Origin of the sequence: Limosilactobacillus reuteri (assembly GCF_020785355.1) — a bacterium.
GTDB lineage: Bacteria > Bacillota > Bacilli > Lactobacillales > Lactobacillaceae > Limosilactobacillus > Limosilactobacillus reuteri_I.
The window spans coordinates 1-22,941 of the sequence record NZ_JAJGVH010000045.1 but is presented as its reverse complement, the minus strand read 5'-3'; the positions used below and the strand labels follow the sequence as shown (position 1 = coordinate 22,941).

Annotated in this window: 20 protein-coding genes and 1 other annotated feature; all 20 genes read left to right on the top strand. The window is 38.7% G+C overall.

What is annotated here, in order from left to right; all coding sequences use genetic code 11:
- The first annotated feature begins 18 nt into the window (after positions 1–18).
- Positions 19–867, top strand: coding sequence for a cell division protein FtsQ/DivIB (locus tag LMB56_RS01570; protein WP_152702508.1), 849 nt, complete (start codon positions 19–21; stop codon positions 865–867).
- Positions 868–987: 120 nt separating this feature from the next.
- The gene (gene ftsA, locus LMB56_RS01565; RefSeq protein WP_003668317.1) at positions 988–2,361 is read left to right on the top strand and encodes a cell division protein FtsA; all 1,374 of its coding nucleotides are present in this window, start codon (positions 988–990) and stop codon (positions 2,359–2,361) included.
- A 17-nt stretch (positions 2,362–2,378) separates the two neighbouring features.
- On the top strand, positions 2,379–3,626 hold the full coding sequence (ftsZ, locus tag LMB56_RS01560) for a cell division protein FtsZ (protein WP_003666768.1): 1,248 nt from the start codon (positions 2,379–2,381) through the stop codon (positions 3,624–3,626).
- Positions 3,627–3,696: 70 nt separating this feature from the next.
- Positions 3,697–4,113 (top strand): cell division protein SepF, encoded by a 417-nt coding sequence (locus tag LMB56_RS01555; RefSeq protein ID WP_003666769.1) that lies wholly within the window; start codon positions 3,697–3,699, stop codon positions 4,111–4,113.
- A gap of 18 nt (positions 4,114–4,131) precedes the next feature.
- The gene (locus LMB56_RS01550; protein WP_003674426.1) at positions 4,132–4,392 is read left to right on the top strand and encodes a YggT family protein; all 261 of its coding nucleotides are present in this window, start codon (positions 4,132–4,134) and stop codon (positions 4,390–4,392) included.
- A 22-nt stretch (positions 4,393–4,414) separates the two neighbouring features.
- A complete protein-coding gene (locus tag LMB56_RS01545) occupies positions 4,415–5,200 on the top strand; it encodes a YlmH family RNA-binding protein (RefSeq protein WP_229283320.1) in 786 nt (261 codons plus the stop codon).
- A 21-nt stretch (positions 5,201–5,221) separates the two neighbouring features.
- Positions 5,222–5,962 carry a DivIVA domain-containing protein gene (locus LMB56_RS01540; RefSeq protein WP_003666773.1) on the top strand — a complete coding sequence of 247 codons (741 nt, stop codon included), beginning with the start codon at positions 5,222–5,224 and terminating at the stop codon, positions 5,960–5,962.
- Between the two features lie 20 nt (positions 5,963–5,982).
- Positions 5,983–6,202 (top strand) — a binding site (T-box leader).
- 57 nt (positions 6,203–6,259) lie between these two features.
- Complete coding sequence (gene ileS, locus LMB56_RS01535; RefSeq protein WP_065533671.1) at positions 6,260–9,055, top strand: isoleucine--tRNA ligase; 2,796 nt, start codon at positions 6,260–6,262, stop codon at positions 9,053–9,055.
- A 113-nt stretch (positions 9,056–9,168) separates the two neighbouring features.
- Complete coding sequence (locus LMB56_RS01530; RefSeq protein WP_107721629.1) at positions 9,169–9,372, top strand: cold-shock protein; 204 nt, start codon at positions 9,169–9,171, stop codon at positions 9,370–9,372.
- Between the two features lie 12 nt (positions 9,373–9,384).
- Positions 9,385–9,936 carry an NUDIX hydrolase gene (locus LMB56_RS01525; protein ID WP_229283321.1) on the top strand — a complete coding sequence of 184 codons (552 nt, stop codon included), beginning with the start codon at positions 9,385–9,387 and terminating at the stop codon, positions 9,934–9,936.
- Complete coding sequence (locus LMB56_RS01520; RefSeq protein WP_107721633.1) at positions 9,929–10,198, top strand: hypothetical protein; 270 nt, start codon at positions 9,929–9,931, stop codon at positions 10,196–10,198. The genes LMB56_RS01525 and LMB56_RS01520 overlap by 8 nt, the downstream gene beginning before the upstream one ends.
- A 15-nt stretch (positions 10,199–10,213) precedes the next feature.
- Positions 10,214–10,909 carry a 5'-methylthioadenosine/adenosylhomocysteine nucleosidase gene (locus LMB56_RS01515; protein ID WP_003668310.1) on the top strand — a complete coding sequence of 232 codons (696 nt, stop codon included), beginning with the start codon at positions 10,214–10,216 and terminating at the stop codon, positions 10,907–10,909.
- Positions 10,910–10,928: 19 nt separating this feature from the next.
- Positions 10,929–12,083 (top strand): cysteine desulfurase family protein, encoded by a 1,155-nt coding sequence (locus tag LMB56_RS01510; protein WP_229283322.1) that lies wholly within the window; start codon positions 10,929–10,931, stop codon positions 12,081–12,083.
- Position 12,084: 1 nt separating this feature from the next.
- A complete protein-coding gene (locus LMB56_RS01505; protein ID WP_011953428.1) occupies positions 12,085–12,423 on the top strand; it encodes a DUF1831 domain-containing protein in 339 nt (112 codons plus the stop codon).
- Positions 12,424–12,530: 107 nt separating this feature from the next.
- On the top strand, positions 12,531–13,664 hold the full coding sequence (gene mnmA / locus LMB56_RS01500) for a tRNA 2-thiouridine(34) synthase MnmA (RefSeq protein ID WP_229283323.1): 1,134 nt from the start codon (positions 12,531–12,533) through the stop codon (positions 13,662–13,664).
- A gap of 138 nt (positions 13,665–13,802) precedes the next feature.
- Positions 13,803–14,459, top strand: coding sequence for a histidine phosphatase family protein (locus LMB56_RS01495; RefSeq protein ID WP_229283324.1), 657 nt, complete (start codon positions 13,803–13,805; stop codon positions 14,457–14,459).
- Between the two features lie 12 nt (positions 14,460–14,471).
- Positions 14,472–15,155: a tetratricopeptide repeat protein gene (locus tag LMB56_RS01490; protein WP_003666783.1), complete on the top strand. Its 684-nt coding sequence runs from the start codon at positions 14,472–14,474 to the stop codon at positions 15,153–15,155.
- A gap of 21 nt (positions 15,156–15,176) precedes the next feature.
- Complete coding sequence (recD2, locus tag LMB56_RS01485) at positions 15,177–17,654, top strand: SF1B family DNA helicase RecD2 (RefSeq protein ID WP_229283325.1); 2,478 nt, start codon at positions 15,177–15,179, stop codon at positions 17,652–17,654.
- A gap of 69 nt (positions 17,655–17,723) precedes the next feature.
- Positions 17,724–18,698, top strand: a complete 975-nt coding sequence (locus tag LMB56_RS01480; protein ID WP_229283326.1) for a ribose-phosphate diphosphokinase — start codon at positions 17,724–17,726, stop codon at positions 18,696–18,698.
- A gap of 404 nt (positions 18,699–19,102) precedes the next feature.
- A partial coding sequence (locus LMB56_RS01475) for a mucin-binding protein (RefSeq protein WP_229287853.1) occupies positions 19,103–22,941 on the top strand: 3,839 nt, incomplete at its 3' end.

Genomic DNA, 22,941 nt, shown 5'->3' with positions numbered 1-22,941 from the left:
TAGGAAGGAGGAGAAAAGATGTTGGATGATAGATCAGCAATTGAGCATCATAAATATTCACAGCGGCTAACTGAATTAGAAAAGCGAAGTGCTGCTGCTCAACAGCGACAACAGCAAAGAAAGCCTTCGAAAACTCATGTTGGTAATAAGATTCGCGGGATTAAGATTAAGCGCTATGTTTCTAATGGCGAGCGAGTCTTAAAATTAGTTGTATTATTCAGTGTTATTCTCCTCTTTATGCTTTATATTATTTCTCCCTTGAGTAAAATTACCACGCTTCATGTAACTGGTAATCATGATTTAACTAAAGAACAAGTAGAAAAAAATACAAATATTTATCCAGGACGGTTTATTTGGGGCGTTTATCTTGCTCGTCATCAACTCACTAAACAAGCTATTCGCAAAAACCCTCAAATAAAAGATTTAAGGATCAAGGTAACCGGTCCCCAGTCTCTGCAAATATCTGTAAAAGAAAATGCGCTTTTAGGAACAGCGGTGATGAATAATGATACATATGCTGTCTTAGCTGACGGCCAATTACAGCGAACAAAAAATGCTGATAATGGTATTGCTTATAAACGTTTTGATGGTCATAAAAAAGTCCTTGCTACAACGGCCGCTCAGTTAGGAAAGCTGAAACCGGCAATAAGAAATGGTATTTCAAGTGTGAGTTATCAACCTACTAAAGATTATCCAGATCGCGTTATTATTTATATGCGTGATGGTAATACAGTTTATGGCGACTTAAATACTATCGGGGATAAAATGGGATATTACCCTGCAATTGCAGCAAGTATGAAAAATAAGGGAATTATAGATCTTCAAGTCGGAGCTTATTCTTATGACTATGGATCTAAGGATAAATGATTTTGTGAAAAACCTTGATAATTCCCTTTTTTGTCATTGTTTATCTGTGGTAAAATTCTTGTATAGGTTAAAAATACAATTAATTTAATTAATGATAGTCTTAGGAGGGTTCCTTTTAGAATGAATAATTCAGAAGTATACGTTGGATTAGATATTGGAACCACCTCGATCAAGGCACTGGTGTGTGAAAGTGTTAAGGGTCAGTTGAAAGTTATTGGTGTTGGTGTAGAACGATCGGCAGGATTAAACCGAGGAGTTATTGTCGACATTGATAAAACCGCCCAGGCAATTTCAGCGGCGGTAGCACAGGCCGAGGAAAAGTCCAACGTAGAGATTCAAAGTGTTGTAGTTGGCTTACCGGCAAATTACTTACAAATGCAACGAGTACATGGTATGATTACGATTGCAACAAGAGGACAATCAAGAGAGATTGTTAACCAAGACGTAATTGACGTTGCTCGTGAAGCGTTGACGCAAAGTATTCCCCCCGAGCGGGAAATAATTGATTTAATTCCAACAGAATTTACTGTTGATGGCTTTTCTGGTATTAAGGACCCCCGTGGAATGGTTGGTGTCCGTTTAGAAATGAAGGCCACCTTGTATACAGGACCTAAGACCATTATTCATAATACAAAAAAGGCAGTTCAACAGGCGGGATATGACATTAAAGATTTTGTTATTACGCCGATCGCAACAGACTTTAACCTCCTTAATGATGGGGAGCAAGATTTTGGTACTGTTGTTATTGATTTAGGTGGTGGTCAAACAACAACCAGTATTATTCATGATCATCAATTAAAGTATACTTATGTTGATCCTGAAGGTGGAAAATACATTACTAAAGATATTTCTACGGTCATGAATACATCATTAAAAAACGCCGAACAACTTAAGCTAAATCATGGATATGCTATGGCATCCTTAGCCGATGAAGATGTTCAAGTTGACGTTGATGTTGTTGGCCAAAATGATCCTGTCCAATATTCAGAGCAGTATTTATCAGAAATAATTGAAGCACGAGTACGGCAAATTTTTGATCGTATTCAGGATAAACTTAAGGCTATTCATGCCCCTGAATTACCGGGAGGAGTAGTTTTGATTGGTGGAGTGGCTGCTCTGCCAGGAGTTAAGGAACTTGCTGAACAGTACTTTACTGGTAATATTAAGGTGAATGTTCCAGAACAAATGGGTATTCGTCACCCTCGCTATGCGGTTAGTTTAGCTTTGGGGATGTATGAAAATCAGTTATCAGATATTGATCGATTAATTAAGCAAACTGTTCAACGAATTGATACGATTAAGAGTCCTCATGAAGAAAAAGGACAAACTGTTAATCAGCCACGTCAACAATGGACTGAAAAATCTGATAAATTACAACGTTCACAGCGAGAAGCACAGCAGCAACCAGTTACTGAAGAGCCAGCGCCAAAGAAGAAAAAGCAAAACGGGCTAAGTAATCGGTTTAAAAACATTTTTAATAATTTATTTGACTAATTTGGAGGAATACTGCTATGGATAATGAAACGTTCGCTAACGACAACCAATTTGCGGAAGCGCAAATCAAAGTAATTGGTGTTGGTGGAGCTGGCGGTAATGCCGTCAACCGAATGATCACTGAAAAAGTACAAGGTGTTGACTTTATTGTTGCTAACACCGACCTACAAGCATTAAATAATTCTCAAGCAACAACTAAGATCCGCTTAGGACCTAAATTGACAAAAGGATTAGGTGCTGGTTCAAATCCAGAAGTAGGTGAAAAGGCTGCCCAAGAAAGTGAAGAGCAAATTAAAAAAGCTCTTGAAGGCGCAGATATGGTCTTCATTACAGCCGGAATGGGTGGTGGAACTGGTACTGGAGCAGCCCCAGTTGTAGCTAAACTTGCTAAAGATAGTGGAGCGTTAACTGTTGGTGTTGTGACCCGTCCATTCTCATTTGAAGGACCTCGTCGAGCACGCTATGCTGCAGAAGGACTTGAAAAGTTAAAGTCAAATGTTGATACTTTAATTATCGTTGCTAATAACCGCTTATTAGAGATGATTGATAAGAAGACGCCAATGATGGAAGCATTTAAAGAAGCTGATAATGTCCTTCGTCAAGGTGTGCAAGGTATTTCAGACTTAATTGTTACTCCAGGTTACATCAACCTTGACTTTGCTGATATTAAGACATTGATGTCTAATCAAGGTTCTGCCTTAATGGGAGTTGGTGCTTCTACCGGTGAAAACCGTGCTACTGAAGCAACTAAGAAGGCTATTTCTTCTCCATTACTTGAAGTGTCAATTGATGGGGCTCAACATGTCTTGATGGATATTACTGGTGGTAAAGACTTATCAATGTTTGAAGCTCAAGAAGCATCAGATGTGATTAAACAAGCTGCTGGAACTAACGTTGATATTTCATTTGGTATGTCCTTAAATGAATCAATGGGCGATGAAGTTCGCGTTACTGTAATTGCCACTGGAATTGATAAGAAAAAGAAAATTCAACAACAAAAGCCAGCGGAGAAAGAAGCACCACGAGTAACTCGGTCTATTCCACAAGAAGAACAACCCGTTGAACAACCAAAGCAACGAGATCCTTTTGATGGTTGGAATGATCCAACAGCCGATACAAGTAACCAATCAAGAAATTCTGATAACGAATTTTCTCACGTTACTAAGCCAGAATTTAACGTATTTAACGATGATGCGGCTAATACGGATGACAATGATGATACTAACTTATCGACTCCACCGTTCTTCAAGAATCGTCGTAAGTAAATAATTTAGCAAAAAGGTGGATTTTTTAATCCGCCTTTTTCTGTTTAGACCTATTAAGGAGGGTAATACAATGGCAGCAAATTTTTTAAAAAGCCTATTTGGTGAAGAAGACATTGATGAACAAGATGGTCTCTATGAAACAAGTGAACAAGTTTCAACGCCAGCAAACACAAGCAACAAAGTAGTTTCAATTAATAGTGGGCGGCTTAACCAAATGAGTCAGATTTCCTTATATGAACCCCGTCTTTATGCGGATGTAAAGCAGATCGCATCCCAATTATTAGAAGGACATGCGGTGATCGTTAATTTCACTCAAATGGATACAAATGTTGCAGCACGGTTAGTAGACTTCTTAAATGGCACCGTTTTTGCAATTGATGGTGAAATGAAACGAATCGGAAAGGAGATTTTTCTCTGCACCCCTAAAAACTATGAAATCTCAGGTAGTTTAACGAGTAATCTAAAAAATGATGGTGATAAATTTTAATCACTAAAAGGAGTTAATATGATCGCATTTTTATTATGGGCTCTTAATCAATTAGTTGATGCTTATATTTTAGTGATAGTTGTGTGGTGTATTATGTCATGGTTCCCTAATGCACGTAATTCACGACTCGGTGATGTTATCAATCGGTTGGTAGAACCTTATATGCATTGGTTTGATTTTATTCCTCCAATCGGGGGGATAAGTTTTGCGCCGATGATCGCTATCCTTGTACTATATTTTGTTCAAGCAGGATTAGCACATATAGCAGCAATCATTTAATTAATACTAAGAGGAAGTAGATTTGAGCGAAGATAATATTAAACAACATTTTCGTCCGGATGAAGCCACCCTTGTTGACCAAGCAAATGACTGGGTAGCTACTGCAGAAGCGCAATATCGTCCTGTCCTCACTCCTTTTTTGAATCCACGTGAACGTTTTATTGTCCAAACGATTGTTAATCGAAATAACAATGTTAAAATAACAATGTATGGTGGTTGGCAAGGCGCAGAAATGCAACGAGTTCTAATTTATCCGCCTTATTATGAACCCTCTATCGAAGACTTTGCTTTACAGGCTTTAGAGATAAACTATCCTGTTAAGTTTTCAGAACTTCATCATCGGCAAATTATGGGAACATTGATTGGTGAAGGGATGGAGCGGAATGCATTTGGTGATATTTTAACTGATGGGGCGCATTGGCAAGTGATCGTAACGAAACCAATGGCAGAGTATTTACGGAAAAACGTTGAGCACGTTGGTCGAATTAAGGTTAAATGGATTCCGATCGCAACAGAAGCAGTGGTAACACCTAAAGAGGAATGGGTACCGATAGTTACAACAGTTTCATCACTACGGTTAGATGTTGTGGTAGCTGCAGGCTTTAATTATTCACGAAACCGGGCAAAGCAATTAATAGAGCATGGTCAAGTTCGATTAAACTGGGAAGAGATTGATCGTCCAGATTATCAAATTGTGGTTCATGATTTGATATCTGTGCGTCATGGTGGTCGCCTCAGAATCGATATGACCAATGGGAAAACAAAAAAAGATAAAGAAAGAATTACCATTTCAGTTGTAAATGCGTAATTTGAATGGAGGAATTTACTCATGAGTTTGACGGTTGATCAAATTAACAATAAGCAATTTAATACTAAGATGCGGGGTTATAATCCTGAAGAAGTTCAAGAATTTATTCAGGAAGTTTCACAAACAGTCCAACAATTAATAACTGAAAATAATAATTTACAAGAGCAAGTACGGGCTAATGATAGCAAGATTAAGTACTTTGCTGACTTGAAAGACTCTTTAAATAAGTCAATTTTAGTTGCTCAAGAGGCTGCTGATAAGGTTAAAAATAATGCTAAGCGTGAAGCAGATATTATGATTCGTGAAGCGCAAAAGCAAGCAACTGATATTGTTTCGGAAGCTAATGATAAGTCAAACCAAGTAATTGAAGACGCTGCTAATTCTACTAAGAAGTTAACAAGTGAAACTAATGATCTTCGTAAACAGACTCGGATCTTCCGTCAACGGCTTCAAGTCATGCTTGAATCGCAATTAGAAGTCATTAAGAGTAATGAATGGGACAAGCTTTTAGAAAATGATGACTTGAGTAAATATGACGAAATTGAAAAAATTTTAGGTAGTCGTCTTGACAGCAGTTCAGCAACCAGTGTAGAATCAACTGCAACAACTATTAGTGAAGAACAACCTGTTGAATCAGAACAGCCAGTTGCTTCTGCTGAACAACCAGAAGAGAGTGCACCTGCACAACCAACAGCTGTTAACGATGACAAAGGATCAGATGCACCTGAAACTGTTGTCGTCTTCCCTGATAATAACAAGTAAATCACTAGGATCGTATTTTAATAAAATCGTTGAAGAGAATTGGAATAATTACCATAACATTAAAGCGAGTCAACAATTGGTGAGAGGTTGATAATGTTTAACTATTCCTGATCATCTCGGAGTACCTCATTTGAGTTAGTTAGGATGAGGCGGTTCATTATCGTTATCTAATGACATGAGGAAACTTTAATCTTAGAGTTTTAAATCCGGGTGGTACCGCGAAGAAGCTTCGTCCCAGTAATGGGAGGAAGCTTTTTTATTATTAAAATACAAGAATTAATGAAAGGGGTAGTTACAATGCGTGTTAAAGATACGTTAAACCTTGGCCGTACTAAATTTCCAATGCGCGGAAAGTTACCTGTAACTGAGGCACAACGGGAACAGCTATGGGAAGAAAATAAAGTTTATGAACTACGACAAAAATTAAATGAAGGAAAGCCTACTTTTGTTTTACATGATGGGCCTCCATATGCTAACGGTAATATTCACATTGGCCACGCGATGAACAAGATTTCTAAAGATTTTATTGTGCGCTATAAGTCAATGTCTGGCTACCGGGCACCTTATGTTCCTGGTTGGGATACTCATGGATTGCCAATTGAACACCAATTGACTAAGTCCGGTTACGACCGTAAGAAGATGAGCTTAACTGAATTCCGTGATCTTTGTCGGGAATATGCCCTTAAGCAAGTTGATAAGCAACGGACTGACTTTAAGCGGTTAGGTGTAAGTGGTGAATGGGATCATCCATACCTTACCCTTGATAAAGAATTTGAAGCTGCTCAAATTCGGGTGTTCGGTGAATTTGCTAAGAAAGGTCTATTATACCAAGCTAAGAAGCCAGTTTACTGGTCATGGTCTTCAGAATCAGCCTTAGCAGAAGCCGAAGTTGAATATCATGATGTTGTTGCTAAAACAGCCTTCTTTGTAGAACAAATTAAAGATGGCAAAGGCCGTTTAGATAATGACACATATTTAGTTGTATGGACGACAACACCATGGACTGTTCCTGCTTCTGAGGCAGTTGCAGTTAATCCAAAGTTTGATTACTCTGTTGTAAAGCCAGCAAATGATGACCGGAAATTTGTTGTTGCAACAGATCTGCTTGAGAAATTAGCAGAAAAACTTGGTTGGGAAGATTATGAAGTTGTTGATCATTTAATGGGTCAAGAACTTGAAGGGATGACTACTCAACACCCATACCTTGATCGTGATCTTCTTGTTGGTTTAGCAGATTATGTTACTGCTGATGCTGGTACTGGCCTTGTTCACACTGCTCCTGGATATGGGGATGATGATTACAACTTTGGTAAAAAGTATGACTTGCCAATTTTTGCCCCAATCAATGATCAAGGTGTTTTAACTAAGGAAAACGGTGAAGGCTTTGAAGGGGTATTCTACCAAGATGCTGATGATGTATCTCTTCAAAAGCTAGAAGAAAACAATGCTTTACTTCTTCAAGAGCCATTACAACACAGTTACCCATTCGATTGGCGGACAAAGCAACCAATCATCTTCCGGGCAACTGATCAATGGTTTGTATCAATTGAAAAGATGCGCCAAAATATTTTAGATGCCTTAGAAGACGTTAAGTACCACCCAGAATGGGGAAAGGTTCGTCTTCGCAATATGATCAAAGACCGTGGTGATTGGGTAATTTCTCGTCAACGTGTTTGGGGTGTACCTTTACCAATCTTCTATGCTGAAGATGGCACACCAATCATGGAAGAAGAAACAATCAACCATGTAGCAGAATTATTTGCTAAGTATGGTTCTAATGTTTGGTTTGAACGTGAAGCAAAAGATCTTTTGCCAGAAGGATACACTAATGAACATTCTCCTAATGGTAAGTTCACTAAGGAAACTGACATTATGGACGTATGGTTTGATTCTGGTTCATCACACCAAGGGGTATTAGCTGAACGTGATTATTTAACATACCCAGCGGACCTTTACCTTGAAGGATCTGACCAATATCGTGGTTGGTTTAACTCTAGTTTGATTACCAGTGTTGTATGTTCAGGCCATGCGCCATATAAGGAAATCGTTTCTCAAGGGTTCACACTTGATAAGCGCGGTAACAAGATGAGTAAATCTCAAGGTAACGTTATCGATCCAAATAAGGTTGTCCAACAAATGGGTGCGGAAATTATCCGGTTATGGGTAATGAGTGCTGATACTTCAGCTGATGTTCGTGTATCGATGGGAACATTCCAACAGATTTCCGAAGCATATCGTAAGTTGAGAAATACGTTCCGCTTCTTACTTGCTAATACTAGTGACTTCAATCCTGAAGAAAATACCGTTTCTTATGAGAAGTTACAATCGGTAGACAAGTACATGTTGGTTAAACTTAACCACTTCTTGAAGACAATGCGGGAAGATTTTGATAACTACGACTTCCTTGATGCTTATAAGGTATTGATCAATTTTGTAAACAACGATCTTTCAGCTTTCTACATGAACATTGCTAAAGATGTGCTCTATATTGAGGCTGAAAATTCAGAAGTTCGGCGGTCAATGCAAACTGTCTTCTATGACATCCTTTTGACACTTGTTAAGCTTCTTACACCAATTCTTCCTCACACTACAGAAGAAGTATGGAGCTACATGAATGAACCGGAAGATTTTGTTCAATTAACTGAAATTCCAGATCCACGGACATTCGCTGGTGAAGAAGAGCTATTGAGCAAGTGGGATGACTTTATGGAAGTACGTTCACATGTCCTGAAGAGTCTTGAAGAGGCACGGAATGCTAAGCTAATCGGTAAATCTCTTGAAGCTCAAGTTGATCTTTACTTAACCGATGACCAAAAGCAATTACTTGATAGTCTTAATGAAAACATTCAATTATTGCTAGGGGTTTCTGCTCTTCATGTACATCCAGCTGATGAAGCGCCTGCTGATGCTGACCAATACAACGATGGGGTAGCAGTTAAGGTTACTACCGCTAATGGTGAAACTTGTGCTCGCTGTCGTATGGTCAAGGAAGACGTTGGCAGTGATCCAGCATATCCTGAATTATGTGCTCGCTGTGCTGCTATTGTTCGGGAAAACTTCCCTGAAACAGCAGAAGATGGTTTAGAAGAATAATAATCTCTAAAAAAACTGGTTTTCGTTATCCAGTAAATGACAATTATTTTTAAGCGGTGTAAAATACCAAGTGACACTTGTTGCTTGGTATTTTATTATGGAGTTGGTAAAAAATGCTCAAAGGAAAAGTAAAAAGTTTTGACGAACAAAAAGGATGGGGCTTTATTACAGTTCCTCACGAAGGAGAAATTTTTGTTCATTATAGTGGAATTGAAGGAACGCGTCGTCGCATCCTTCACCCTGATGAAGAGGTCTCATTAGTAATTGTTCAAGGACATAAGGGACCGCAAGCAGCACATGTTCGTGTTTTAAGATAAGGATGGGTTCTAATGGAATTTGAAGAGCAACCAATAAGTAGTAAAACAGTTTTTCACGGCCATTTAATCGATGTTGAAGTACAGCAAGTTATCACCCCACATGGTAATAAAACACAACGAGAAATCGTCCACCACGCACCAGCAATTGCGATTTTGGCTTTGACGGCTGATAATAAAATGATTCTTGAAAAACAGTGGCGCGCACCAATTGCAAAAACAACCCTTGAAATTCCTGCGGGGAAGCTTGATCAACGGGATGATGATAATGCTCTTCATGCGGCTAAACGTGAATTAAATGAAGAAACAAGGTATGAAGCAACAAGTTTAAAAAAGATTTCTTCATTTTATACTTCTGTTGGTTGTATGGATGAATACATGACCCTTTATTTGGCCACGGGATTAAAACGGGTTAGCAACGAGCTGCCGCAAGATCAAGATGAACAATTGATGTTAAAAGAAGTAACTTTACCACAAGCGCTTGAAATGATTGATCAAGGCGAAATTGAAGATGCTAAGACAATCATGGCAATCTATTACTGGCAAGGAATGAACAACCGTGGATAATAAACAACAAGATGAGCAACAATCACGTATGTCACGTAGCCAATATCGTCAACAGCAACGTCAGACTGAACAGCAGTCTATTAATGAAGCAACAGAAAATACAACTGATCAACCTTATAGTCGCGAAGCAGTTGCTAGTCAACGTCATGACGAAACAGTGGCAGAAAAAACGGCGCGCTTGAAACGCCGCTTAAATATTGCAATCATTGCTTTGATTGTGGCAATTATTATTGTTTACTTAATACTATTTTATGTTGGATAGAAAAAGGAGAAAAATATGCGATTTGGAATTATTTGTGCAATGCCTGAAGAAATTAAAGAATTAACTGCAAAGTTATCCGATAAACAAGAGAAGAAGATCGGGGGTAAATCCTACCTTTTCGGTAAAATCAATAATCAAGACGTTGTATTAGTAGAATCTGGAATTGGTAAAGTGGAAGCTGGGATTACTACTGAACATTTAATCACCGATTGTGGGGCAGATGTTGTGATTAATTCTGGATCAGCTGGTGGAATTGGTGAAGGGTTACATGTTGGTGATATTGTAATTTCAACTGAAACGGCCTACCATGATGTTGATGCAACTGCATTTAATTACCGTTATGGCCAACTCCCAGGAAAAGAACCACGCTTTAAGGCTTCTGACCAATGGGGACAAGCCTTAGAAAAAGCCGGTGAAAAGACTGGCTTAAATGTAAAACGAGGATTAATTGTTTCTGGTGATCAATTTATTGCAAGTTCAGAAGCAATTAAAGAGATTTTGAATAATTTCCCTGATGCACTTTCTAGTGAAATGGAAGGGGCAGCGGTTGGACAAGTTGCCACTGACCACCAAATTCCGTATGTTGTAGTTCGGGCAATGTCTGATACAGGTGATGAAGATGCCGGCGTTAGTTTTGACGACTTTATTATTGATGCTGGAAAACGCTCTGCAAATATGCTTCTTCAGCTCTTTGCAGATTTAGATAAGTAAATGGAAGGATGAAAAACTCGTGAGTGAGATTTATTTGGATAATGCAGCAACAACCCCAATGACCCCAGAAGTAATTGCGGAAGTGACTAAACAAATGCAAGAATCATGGGGAAATGCTTCAACTGGTTACTCTTATGGGCGTCATGCCAAACTTGTAATGGAAGATAGTCGTCACATTCTTGCCCAAAGCATTAATGCTGATGATAATGAGATTATCTTTACCAGTGGGGGGACTGAAAGTGATAATACTGCTATTATCCAAACTGCTTTTAAACGACAGAATCTTGGTAAGCATATTATTACAACTGCCATTGAGCATGAGGCAGTCTTAAAACCCCTCCATTTTCTAGAAGAACATGGCTTTGAGGTAACCTATTTACCAGTTGATGAAAATGGTAATATCTCAATTGATGATTTTAAGGCCGCTCTTCGTGATGATACGATTTTAGTAACCATTATGATGGAAAACAATGAAGTGGGTAGTCAAATGCCTATCCATGAGATTGGGGAAATTTTGAAAGACCATCAAGCATGGTTCCATACAGATGCAGTTCAAGCATATGGACTGTTGCCAATTGATGTTAAAGCTGACCACATTGATATGCTTTCAACATCGGCCCATAAGATTAATGGTCCAAAGATGATGGGATTTTTATATCGTCGTGATGGCATTAGTTTTCCAAGCTTTATTAAGGGTGGGGACCAAGAAACTAAACGCCGTGCAGGGACTGAAAATGTACCTGGAATTGCCGGTTTTGCTAAAGCGGTAGAATTAAACACGCCGGAAGTAAAAGAAGAACGGCGTGATCGTTATTATGCCTTTAAGCAAAAGATCGTTAAGGCGCTTAAGAAAAATAATGTTGATTTTGAAATTAATGGACAAATCAACAAAACCCACGTGCTTAACTTATGGTTTAAAGGAATTTCAACTTATGTTATCCAGACAGATTTAGACCTTGCAGGCATCGCAGTCTCTGGTGGTTCTGCATGTACAGCGGGTAGTATTGAGCCTTCTCACGTTTTAACAGCGATGTTCGGCGCTGATAGCCCTCGAATTAGTGAATCAATTCGAATTAGTTTTGGCGGGTTAAATACGGAAGAAGATATTGATCAGTTAATTGCTACGATTATTAAAACCGTTGAAAACCTAAAGAAAATTAATGGGGATAATTAAAATGGAATTTACAAAAACAGTACAAATTTCTGGTGATAAGGATAAATACACAATTAGCCCAGAGATAAAAAAATATGCTTTGCTTGATTTAGGATTTGAACAGACGAACCGGGGAAACTTTGAATATTTAGGAAGTCTTGATACTGATAATCCATTTAAACCTGTTGCCCGTCTTCGGATTTTAATTAACAGTGATTTAGACGGTTTTAAAATGGAGACTCTTTCGGGAAATGGTTTAAGAAAAATTAATATTTTTAATCACCAACGCGCAGCTGAATTTATTCAACAATATCACTATATTTTAGATGAAATGGTTGCCCGGCAAATATTCACTAAATAAAAACTGTGCAGGGATTGAAATACTCTGGTACAATGGTTAACACTGGATGCATGCGACCTTCAATCGTAGATTATTCCAGAATCTATACGAAATGATGGTGATAATTAATGGCTGATAATAGTCATACACGTGTGGTAGTAGGAATGAGTGGAGGAGTCGACTCTTCAGTGACGGCTCTTCTCTTAAAACGACAAGGATACGATGTTGTTGGTGTCTTCATGAAAAACTGGGATGACACAGATGAAAATGGTGTTTGTACTGCCACTGAAGACTACAAAGATGTAGCAAAAGTTGCTTCTAAGATTGGGATTCCATACTATTCTGTTAACTTTGAGAAGGAATACTGGGATCGGGTTTTCAAGTATTTCATTGCTGAGTACAAGAAAGGTCGTACACCAAATCCTGATGTTATTTGTAATAAAGAGATCAAGTTCAAGGCTTTTATTGAATATGCTAACCAATTAGGTGCTGATTACGTTGCTACTGGACACTATGCTGATGTAAGGCGTGATGAGAACGGCCGGATGCACTTGATGCGTGCTAAAGACCAACACAAGGATCAAACTTACTTCTTAAGTCAACTTGATTACAAGCAGTTGGATAAGGTAATGTTTCCATTAGCTGGCTACACTAAGCCAGAAATTAGAAAGATTGCTGAAGAAGCAGGGCTTGCTACTGCTGATAAGAAGGATTCTGTTGGGATTTGCTTTATCGGTGAGGATGGTCATTTTCGTGAATTCTTGAGTCAATATATTCCAGCACAACCAGGAAATATGGAAACCTTTGATGGCAAAGTTGTTGGTCAGCATATGGGCTTAATGTATTACACCATCGGTCAGCGTCGTGGGCTTGGCCTTGGTGGTAATAAGGAAAGTAATGAGCCATGGTTTGTAATCGGCAAGGATATGAAGAAGAACGTTCTTTATGTTGGTCAAGGATACGAAAACAGCCATCTTTATGCTACTCATCTTGAAGCGAGTGATATCCACTGGGTTGATGATGTTGTAAGTCGTTATGGGCGTGATTTTCATTGTACGGCCAAGTTCCGCTACCGTCAGACAGATGTTGGCGTTACTGTTCATTTGTCAGATGATGATCAAATGGTAACAGTTGAATTTGATGATCCTGCACGGGCCATCACTCCAGGTCAAGCAGTTGTCTTTTACGATGGAGAGGAATGCCTTGGGAGTGCGATTATTGATCGTGCTTACAGTCATGACCGGCAGCTTCAATACGTTTAATTCATATTTTTAGACCTTAAAGAGAAGGCAGGGGTAATTTCACTTTTGCCTTCTTAAATATACATAAAGTAATAACTCTGTGATAAACAATTGCCGCAAACTCTGGTAAGATAGTAAATAAAAGGGGTAACGACAGAGATGACAAAAGTTTATTTAATCCGGCACGGAAAAACGCAATGGAATTTAGAATCCCGTTATCAAGGTGCCAATGGCGATTCACCGTTACTAAAGGATAGTTATCGAGAAATTGAATTATTAGCAAGTTCTTTACAAAGGATTCCGTTTGTACATGCTTATACTAGTCCTTTAAAGCGTGCACGCGTAACAGCTCAGGCATTATTGAACCATTTGAATCCAGAAATCCCATTAACAATTGATAGCCGGTTAAAAGAATTTAATTTAGGCAAAATGGAAGGAATGCATTTTGAAGATGTTGCGGCAAAATGGCCTGAAGTCTTAAAAAACTTTCGTCATCATCCTGATAAATATGATGAATCATTAGTAGAAGGAGAAAGTTTTCTAGAAGTAATCGCTCGTTTCCGTGCAGCAATTGAAGAGTATTGTCGCCAGTATCCTAATGGTAATATTCTCGTGATTTCCCACGGAGCTGCCTTGAATGCTGCCATTAATGCATTGATTGGAACACCTCTTGCTCACTTGAAAGATCGTGGTGGACTAAGCAATACATCAACGACGATTCTTACTACTAATGATGGTCGTCATTTTGAACTTGAAAAGTGGAATGATACATCTTACCTTCACAAGAGCAAGGTTGATCCGACTGATACGATTTAAGAGGTGATATTAATGACAGAGAAAAAAGATTTTCGTGATCCTAAGAAAAAGGAAACAGAAAAATTAGTTCATAAACTAGTTGAAGCAATTGATGAGCATCCAGATAAAGTAAATAATTATTATGATTTAGGTTCTTTGCTAACCCGGTTAAATGACTATCAACAAGCAGAAGAACTCTTTATGAAGGCTTTGGGGATTTTTGAGGCAAAGGGTGACAAGGATGCTATGAACCTCTTAAACTATGGTCTTGGTAACCTTTACTATGAGATTGGCAAAGTTAATGAAGCAATTAAGCTTTACAATAAGATTGATGACCCCAAACTCAAAGCTGATTCTTATCTTATGTTAGCCCAAAGCTATATGAAAAAAGGACAATACAAGCAAGCCGTTGCTTATGGATTAACTGCCCTTGAATTACGTCCAGACGATCCTGAAATTAATCAGGTAATCGGTGACTCATTATTAGCATTAGGTGAATTTAAACAGGCTAAAGCTTACTATGATGCAATTCTAAAGTATCATCCAGGACGTGCTGATACACAATTTAATCGCGGAATTGTGGCGATGGTTCTTGGTGAGCCATACAAAGACTACCTTGCGCAAGCTAAGCAGTTAGATCCTAATTACTACCATAAGAGTGAGCAACGACTTAATGATATTGAAAAAACGCTTCAGGCAACGCAAAAGAAAGATTAGCAACATGAAAGGATGACTTCTATGGCTGAAGAAATCGACCTATTTAAGACGCCAACGGAGCCGTCTTTTTTTATTGGTCAGGTACAATCTGAGATTTTTACTAGTCCAGATTCGTTTTTTAAGGTTTTAATTGTCTCGGTTGAAGAAGCAAATTTTGATTGGCACGAGCCGGAGATTACTGTAACGGGAAGTTTTGGTGATCTTAGTGATGATCAGACTTACCGCTTTGAGGGAAAAATTGTTGAGCATCCGCGATATGGGCAACAGTTTCAAGCGACTTCTTACCATGTCAACCGGCCCACAAGCAAGGATGGGTTAATTGATTTCTTGTCTGGAAAACAGTTTACCGGAATTGGAAAAAAGACGGCTGAAAAAATTGTCGATAAATTAGGAACGGATGCGATTAATAAAATTATTGCTGACCCTCATGTTTTAGATGAATTAAAGCTCCGCAAAGCAGTTAAGGATTCATTAGTTGATAATTTGCGGGCAAACCAGGGGATGGACCAGATTATTATCGGCCTAAATGATCTCGGTTTTGGTGCTAACCTTAGTAGTGCAATTTTTGACAAGTACGGGGAAGAAACTCTACATATTATTAATGAAAACCCCTATCAACTCGCCGCTGAAATAGATGGAATTAGTTTTAATCGTGCTGATCAAGTGGCACAAAAATTGGGAATTGCCACGGATGATTCACGCCGGATTGATGCAGCAATTATCCAGACGCTTGATGACTTGACAATGGAAACCGGTGATACATTTACTACAACAAAACCTCTTCTGCAGCAAACTATCCAGTTGCTTGCGCAAGGAAGTGGTGGCCGTGTTTCTACAGATTTAATTGCCAACCAAATTGTTGAGTTGGAGAAAAATCAAGAAATTAGTTACGCTGATGAAAAAATTTATCCAACTGCCCTTTATAACGCGGAATGGCAAATTGCTGACCATTTACACCGTCTTCTTACTGTTGACCGGGAAAAATTACCAGCGACGACTATTGAAAAAACAGTTACAAAGGTTGCCGATCAATCAGGGATAACCTATGACCAAGTTCAAAAAGAGGCCATCAAAACTGCTTTAAATAGTAAAGTCATGCTTCTTACGGGAGGTCCAGGAACGGGAAAAACAACAATTATTAAGGGGATTGTAGCTAGTTATGCGAAAATTCATGATCTTTCATTGGACGTAAATGAATATAAGGAAAAGTCTTTTCCTGTTTTGCTAGCTGCTCCTACAGGCCGCGCTGCTAAACGAATGAGTGAAGCTACAGATTTGCCAGCAAGTACAATCCACCGCTTGCTCGGGCTTAACGGTCGAGAAATGCCAACTGATATGAATGCTCGTGATTTAGAAGGCTCTTTATTGATTATTGATGAAATGTCGATGGTTGATACCCTCTTGTTTAAGACTCTTATTCAAGCCGTTCCTACTTCTATGCATGTAGTTTTGGTAGGTGATAAGGATCAATTACCATCTGTCGGTCCTGGACAAGTCTTTCATGATCTTCTTGATTTTGCAGAACTGCCCAAAGTTGAACTAACCAATATTCACCGTCAGGCTGCTGATTCAACAATCATTCCATTAGCGCATGCTATCAAAGAGGGTAAGCTGCCACCAGATCTAACGAATAAAATGCCAGATCGGTCCTTTATTTCATGCCATGCTAACCAAGTGCCAAGTGTGGTTCAACAAATTATTGACCTTTCTAAAAAACGAGATTATTCCGCAAATGATATTCAAATCTTGGCACCGATGTACCGGGGACAGGCAGGGGTTGACCGTTTAAATGAACTTGCACAACAGGCGTATAATCCTCCAGCTAATGGAAAACAAGAAATCGATTTTAGAGGACTAACTTTTCGTGTTGGAGATAAGGTCCTGCAACTCGTTAATGTTCCAGAAAAGAATATTTTTAACGGTGATATTGGAAAAATTACAGCAATTGAAAGCGGGAGGACAGTTGGCAAGAAAAACGAATCAATTACTGTCGATTTTGATGGTAATGAAGTGAGTTATAGCCGCATGGAATGGAATCAATTACGGTTAGCCTATTGTATTTCAATCCATAAAGCACAGGGAAGTCAGTTTAAGATGGTTCTTTTACCGATTGTTCAGCAGTTTAGCCGAATGCTTCAACGAAACCTTTTATATACAGCAATTACCCGTGCCGCGGAAAAGTTAGTCTTGATCGGCGAGCCATATGCGGCTGTGACTAGTGTAAAAAATGAAGCAGTTAATCGAAAAACTTCTTTGGTTGATCGCCTCGGTAAGGTTTGGAGTAGGCATGGTGAATTAAAATCAAAATTAGATCATCAAACAGATTCGTTAACAAAAGAACTTGCTAGTCCGCAACCAGTTCAAAAACAAACTGAACAATTAATAAATAATGATGCTCAGCAATATATTCTAACAGCTGATCTCATTAATTCAGATACAATTGATCCATTAATCGGAATGGAAAATATTAGCTTACAAAGTTTGCATCAAGTCAAATAATACTTGCTTGAACAGTAATTTGTTGTCATAATAGTTATGATTATTGTCGAACTTTAAAGGAGTATAAAAATGACCCAGATAAAAAATGCCAATAATGTGCGTTTATTTTCACTAAATTCAAATCCAAAACTAGCTGAACAAATTGCTCAACGCGTGGGGATTCCGTTGAGTAAAGCTTCCATTAGTCATTTTGCTGATGGTGAAATTAAAATTACAATTGACGAAAGTATTCGTGGCTGTGAGGTTTATGTCATTCAGTCAGTTTCTGATCCAGTTAACACTAACTTGATGGAACTATTGATTATGGTTGATGCTTTGCGGCGGGCGAGTGCGGCTAAAATTAATGTTGTAATGCCTTACTATGGGTATGCACGTCAAGATCGAAAAGCACGAAGCCGTGAACCAATTACAGCTAAATTGATCGCCAACCTTCTTGAAATGGATCAAATTAGTCGACTAGTAACGATTGACCTACATGCTCCTCAAGTTCAAGGTTTCTTTGATATTCCTGTTGATCATCTTCAAGCAACCAGTCTTTTTACTAAGTATATTGAGGAACAAAACTTGGGTGATGACATCGTAGTAGTTGCCCCTGATCATGCTGGCGTTAATTTAGCGCGGAAATATGCTGAACGAATTAAAGCTTCCATTGCGATTATTGACAATCGTAACGATGAAGTTCGGGAACGGACTGAACAAGAAGTTCCTGAATATGTAATCGGGGATGTAAAGGGAAAGACTGCGATTATTGTTGATGATATTGTAGATACAGGAGTACGGATGAACTTATCTGCACAAGCATTAAAGAACTTTGGTGCCGCTAAAGTTTACGGAATTGCTACGCATGCAGTATTATCAGCTGATGCGGTAAATACGTTACAAAATTCACCGCTTGAAAAAATGATTGTGACAGATACAATTCAATTGCCAAAAGAGAAAGAATTCCCTAAGTTGGTTCAATTATCAGTGGACGATTTATTGAAAGAAGCAATTGTTCGTATCCACAATAACCAATCAATTGATACCCTGTTTAATCGTAAATAAATTTAAATATCCTTAAATAGAGGTCGGAGAAAATTTTTTATTTTCCTCGGCCTTTTTTATATACATACAGAAATTCTTTCTTAAATTCGGCGTATATAACTCATATTTAAATGAGACGATAATTAGATTTATAAATCGATTACTTTAACCTGTTTGTTATTTTCCTTCTCTAAAGCTAATACTTTAAAAATATGGTGTAAAGCGTTTAAAAAATTAAGTAAAACCAATAGAAAACGCTTTAAAAATTAAAAAAAGACCGATTTTAAATAATTTTCTTAAATTTACATTTATCATTATTTAATTTAAAATTAATATAAATAAGATGGATAACCATATAAGTCTTATTATAAGAAGAAATAGTTACTTAATTAAAGTATTCAAGTTTAAGTATGGAGGAGAATTTTATGTTATCCAAAAATAATAATCGCGAGCTTAAGCGAAAAATGGAGGAGAAGCAGGATCGTTTTACGATTAAGAAGCTCTCAGTAGGGGTAGCTTCAGTACTACTTGGTTCTTTTATTATGGGAACCCAAACCGTACAAACTGCGCATGCCTCAGATGATAATGCAGAGGATACAACTGTTAATAGTGCTCAAAATACGACAATGGAGCAAGTAGTTCCGTTAACAGCTTCAACTAGCCAAGCTACGAACAGTGCTCAAGCAAGTACTGCGGCTCAATCAACTGCATCAAATATTGCTAGTGCGACAACATCTACACCTGCTTCTAGTTCAAAATCTGAAGCAGTGGAAACTAATGTTGTCAGTGCGGCTACTAATGTTTCTTCTGAAGCAACTAAAAGTGACTCAAACGTCTTATCACACGACAACTCACAGGCTGCTAGTGCAACCATAAGTAATCGTGCTTTAAGCAGTAGTTTGATTTTGGCTGCTAGTACTACTCCTAGTGGTGCTACGCAAGCAGAACAACCAGCTCCAAATAAGGGGTACAGTGTAACAGATGCGACTGCTAAGTATGCTAAGAGTTACAATGCAAATAATGTGCCATTAGATCCTAATCCTGCCCACCAAACTGTTAATAGTTATATAGTGACTGGCGGAAGTAAAAATGGTGTAGGTAACCGGTACGCCTATTCGGTTAGTGAAGCGGATGTTAATGGTACTGGCCTCCCAACCAAGTTTTACTTCATGAAGTTTAACAGTGACAATACAGTTGCTACAACTATTACTATTCCAACCGATGTGAATGGTGGTACTTCATATAAAGTTGATGATTATGCTGAAATTGTTGTCGCTAATACATCTACTGGCGGAAAGCAATTTACTTTACAAAAACTGGTCGATGATGGCAATTGGTTTACGCCAGTATATAGTACTTTTGATGACCAAGTCGATAAAGGTGGCTCAGTTTCGCAGGTTATAGCAATTCCTGAATGGGTTGCAGAGACTACTACTTACCGCGATGAAAGTGGTAAGAAATTGCGTGATGACTATGTTCAATATGGATGGCAGGGTAGTAGCTATACTACGAGACCAGTAGATAAGGAAGGCTACGATGTTCGTGCTACTCCTAATTATGTTGCGGGAGACTATGACCTCGATATTCCAACAAGCCAAAAGAATGGGACCTTAGTTGTAGGAACTCCTTATCATAAGGGAGATGTAATAAGAGGGACCCGTGTAACTACTCGTGGAACTTCCTACTCTCAATCTACAATTATTGATGATAAAGGAACAGTTGAATATCGAGCTTGGTTTACTTATGCTAAGGCCGCTGGTGCTTACTCTCCAGACAGTAAGCTTGACCAGGGGCGGGTAGCAGCTGATTTACCACCGGCTGATTATGATTTTGTCACTAATCCAAACCACTACACCATTCTTGATCCAACTCAAATGACCCTAAACCAAGTTGATGAAGGAAATCGTGAAAAGGCTGGTTTAGCTGGGCAAATTGTTTTCCAAGAAGTACGTTTTCTTTATACTAATCCAGCCGAACACAATGCAACGGGCAATGGTAATGCTAATAACAATGTGCCTAAAGATGGCGATTATAGTAATTTACAAAAGACATACAACTATACCATCTTGCCATATGAAACTAATACGTGGGGTAAGTATGATACTGGGAGAACGCTTACTGCTTCAAACCCAGTTACTTTCCCTTCACTAGTTAATTACGTTTACTGGACGCAAAGGGCAACGATTACCTACATTGATGACACTACGGGACAAATTCTTCATGTTGATGACATCAACGGTAGAATTGGAACTAACAGCCTTTATCGACCAACTAGCAAGGAGTTCAGTGGTAATTCTGAAATTGGTCAAGATGAGCCAAGAAAAACTAAGACGATTGGCGACTATGAAAAAGAAGGTTACGTTTTAGTAAGCAACAACTACCCAGCTGATGGGGCTAAGTTTACAGATGATAACCAGGTCCAAAACTTTGAGATTCACTTTGCCCAAGGTGTACAACCAGTTACACCAGATACGCCAACTCCAGATGTACCTAAAAACACTCCAGAAAATGCGCGGCCAAATGCATTGAAGAAAGAAGTTACTTTAACAGTAAATTATGTAAATGCTGATGGGACTGAATTTACCGGAAAGATTCCTGCCAACGCTAAGCAAACTATTACTTTCAATGGACTTGCTTATGTTAACAAGGTAACCGGTGAATTAGTTAACGCTAAGCAAGATGCTAATGGTCAATGGATTGTTGACAAGGATAATACTGCAACGCCTACTATTACTTGGACGCCAGGGGACAGTTGGTTTAAATATGTTAATTCACCTGAAGAAACAGGATATTATGTAGACCATGTTTCGCCTGATGATTATGAAGATGGTATAAATGTTGACCCTGAACCTTATAAAATTACCAAGGACAGCGCAAATATTGAAGTTACTGTAACTTATCTTCCATATACCAAAGTTGAAAATAAACAATCTCTTAATGCATCACAAACTGTGAAGTATGTTGATGAAGAAGGTAATGAACTTATTTCAGCTAAGAGCCAACCTTTCAAATTCACATACTCTGGCGATACTGTTAATCGGGATACCAATGTCTTAATTAGTAAAGGGTCATGGAATGCAACTAGCCATGACTTTGATGCTGAAGATGTCCCAGTAATCGATGGCTACGTAGCCGTTAAGGGCTACACTCGTGATGATAACGGTAAGGTTGTTGCTGGTGGCTTTACTACTACTCCAGAAGCAACTGAAGCCCGTCGTAACCGTACTTACACAGTTGTTTACAAGAAGGTTGGAAGCATTGTCCCACAAGATCCAAATGGCAATCCAATTCCAGATCCATCAAATCCAGGACAAAATGTTCCAAATGTTCCTTACACTAACGATCCAATAGATCCAACTAAGGTAACACCAGATGAACCAACTCCAACAATTCCTGGTTACACACCAAGTGTAAATACTGTCACTCCTCCAGATCCAACGAAGGATACCCCAGTTGTTTACACCAAGAATGTTGAAGAAAAAGCTAAGGTTCAATACATTGATCTTGATGAGAATAATCGAGTAATGTCTGAATCTAGTACTTTAACTGGAAAAGCTGGAGAAACCATTAATTACTCAACTGCTGATTCAATTGCTGACTACGAAAAGCAAGGTTATGTCCTTGTAAACGATGGCTTTAGCGATAATCCAGTATTTGACAATGTTGATGGTAACGAACAAATCTTCAAGGTAACATTCCGTCATGGTCGAATTCCGGTTGGACCAGATACTCCAGATAAGCATGGTGTAGATCCAAGTGAGGTAGCCAAGAATGTTAAGGAAACTGTTCACTATGTAGGTGCTGGTGACAAGACTCCTGCTGATAACGTTCAAACCTCTAAGTGGACGAGAACTGTTACTGTTGATGCTGTAACTGGTAATGTTATTGCGGACGGACAATATACTACTGACTGGTCAATTGCTAAAGGTGAAAAGTCAGTTTACGATCAAGTAGACACTCCAGTTGTTGAAGGTTACCATGCAGATAAGCGTCAAGTTAACGCAACTGCCGTAACTCAAAATGATATTGAAGTAACAGTAACTTACACGCCAAACGGTAAGATTATTCCAGTTGGTCCAGATGGAAAGACTCCAATTCCAGATGCCCCAACACCACAATACCCAACTGATCCAACGGATCCAACCAAGGTAACGCCAGACGAACCAGTACCAACAATTCCTGGTTACACTCCAAGTGTTCCAACAGTTACGCCAACAGACCCAGGCAAGGACACACCGGTACCATACAACCCAGTAGTACCAGC

Excerpts from the sequence above, each read along its gene's own strand:
- LMB56_RS01570 (WP_152702508.1), top strand. The coding sequence starts at position 19 with ATGTTGGATGATAGATCAGCAATTGAGCATCATAAATATTCACAGCGG.
- LMB56_RS01530 (WP_107721629.1), top strand. The coding sequence starts at position 9,169 with ATGCTCAAAGGAAAAGTAAAAAGTTTTGACGAACAAAAAGGATGGGGC.
- ileS (WP_065533671.1), top strand. The coding sequence starts at position 6,260 with ATGCGTGTTAAAGATACGTTAAACCTTGGCCGTACTAAATTTCCAATG.
- LMB56_RS01540 (WP_003666773.1), top strand. The coding sequence starts at position 5,222 with ATGAGTTTGACGGTTGATCAAATTAACAATAAGCAATTTAATACTAAG.
- ftsZ (WP_003666768.1), top strand. The coding sequence starts at position 2,379 with ATGGATAATGAAACGTTCGCTAACGACAACCAATTTGCGGAAGCGCAA.
- LMB56_RS01515 (WP_003668310.1), top strand. The coding sequence starts at position 10,214 with ATGCGATTTGGAATTATTTGTGCAATGCCTGAAGAAATTAAAGAATTA.
- LMB56_RS01555 (WP_003666769.1), top strand. The coding sequence starts at position 3,697 with ATGGCAGCAAATTTTTTAAAAAGCCTATTTGGTGAAGAAGACATTGAT.
- LMB56_RS01495 (WP_229283324.1), top strand. The coding sequence starts at position 13,803 with ATGACAAAAGTTTATTTAATCCGGCACGGAAAAACGCAATGGAATTTA.
- LMB56_RS01505 (WP_011953428.1), top strand. The coding sequence starts at position 12,085 with ATGGAATTTACAAAAACAGTACAAATTTCTGGTGATAAGGATAAATAC.
- ftsA (WP_003668317.1), top strand. The coding sequence starts at position 988 with ATGAATAATTCAGAAGTATACGTTGGATTAGATATTGGAACCACCTCG.
- LMB56_RS01490 (WP_003666783.1), top strand. The coding sequence starts at position 14,472 with ATGACAGAGAAAAAAGATTTTCGTGATCCTAAGAAAAAGGAAACAGAA.
- LMB56_RS01525 (WP_229283321.1), top strand. The coding sequence starts at position 9,385 with ATGGAATTTGAAGAGCAACCAATAAGTAGTAAAACAGTTTTTCACGGC.
- LMB56_RS01480 (WP_229283326.1), top strand. The coding sequence starts at position 17,724 with ATGACCCAGATAAAAAATGCCAATAATGTGCGTTTATTTTCACTAAAT.
- recD2 (WP_229283325.1), top strand. The coding sequence starts at position 15,177 with ATGGCTGAAGAAATCGACCTATTTAAGACGCCAACGGAGCCGTCTTTT.
- mnmA (WP_229283323.1), top strand. The coding sequence starts at position 12,531 with ATGGCTGATAATAGTCATACACGTGTGGTAGTAGGAATGAGTGGAGGA.
- LMB56_RS01550 (WP_003674426.1), top strand. The coding sequence starts at position 4,132 with ATGATCGCATTTTTATTATGGGCTCTTAATCAATTAGTTGATGCTTAT.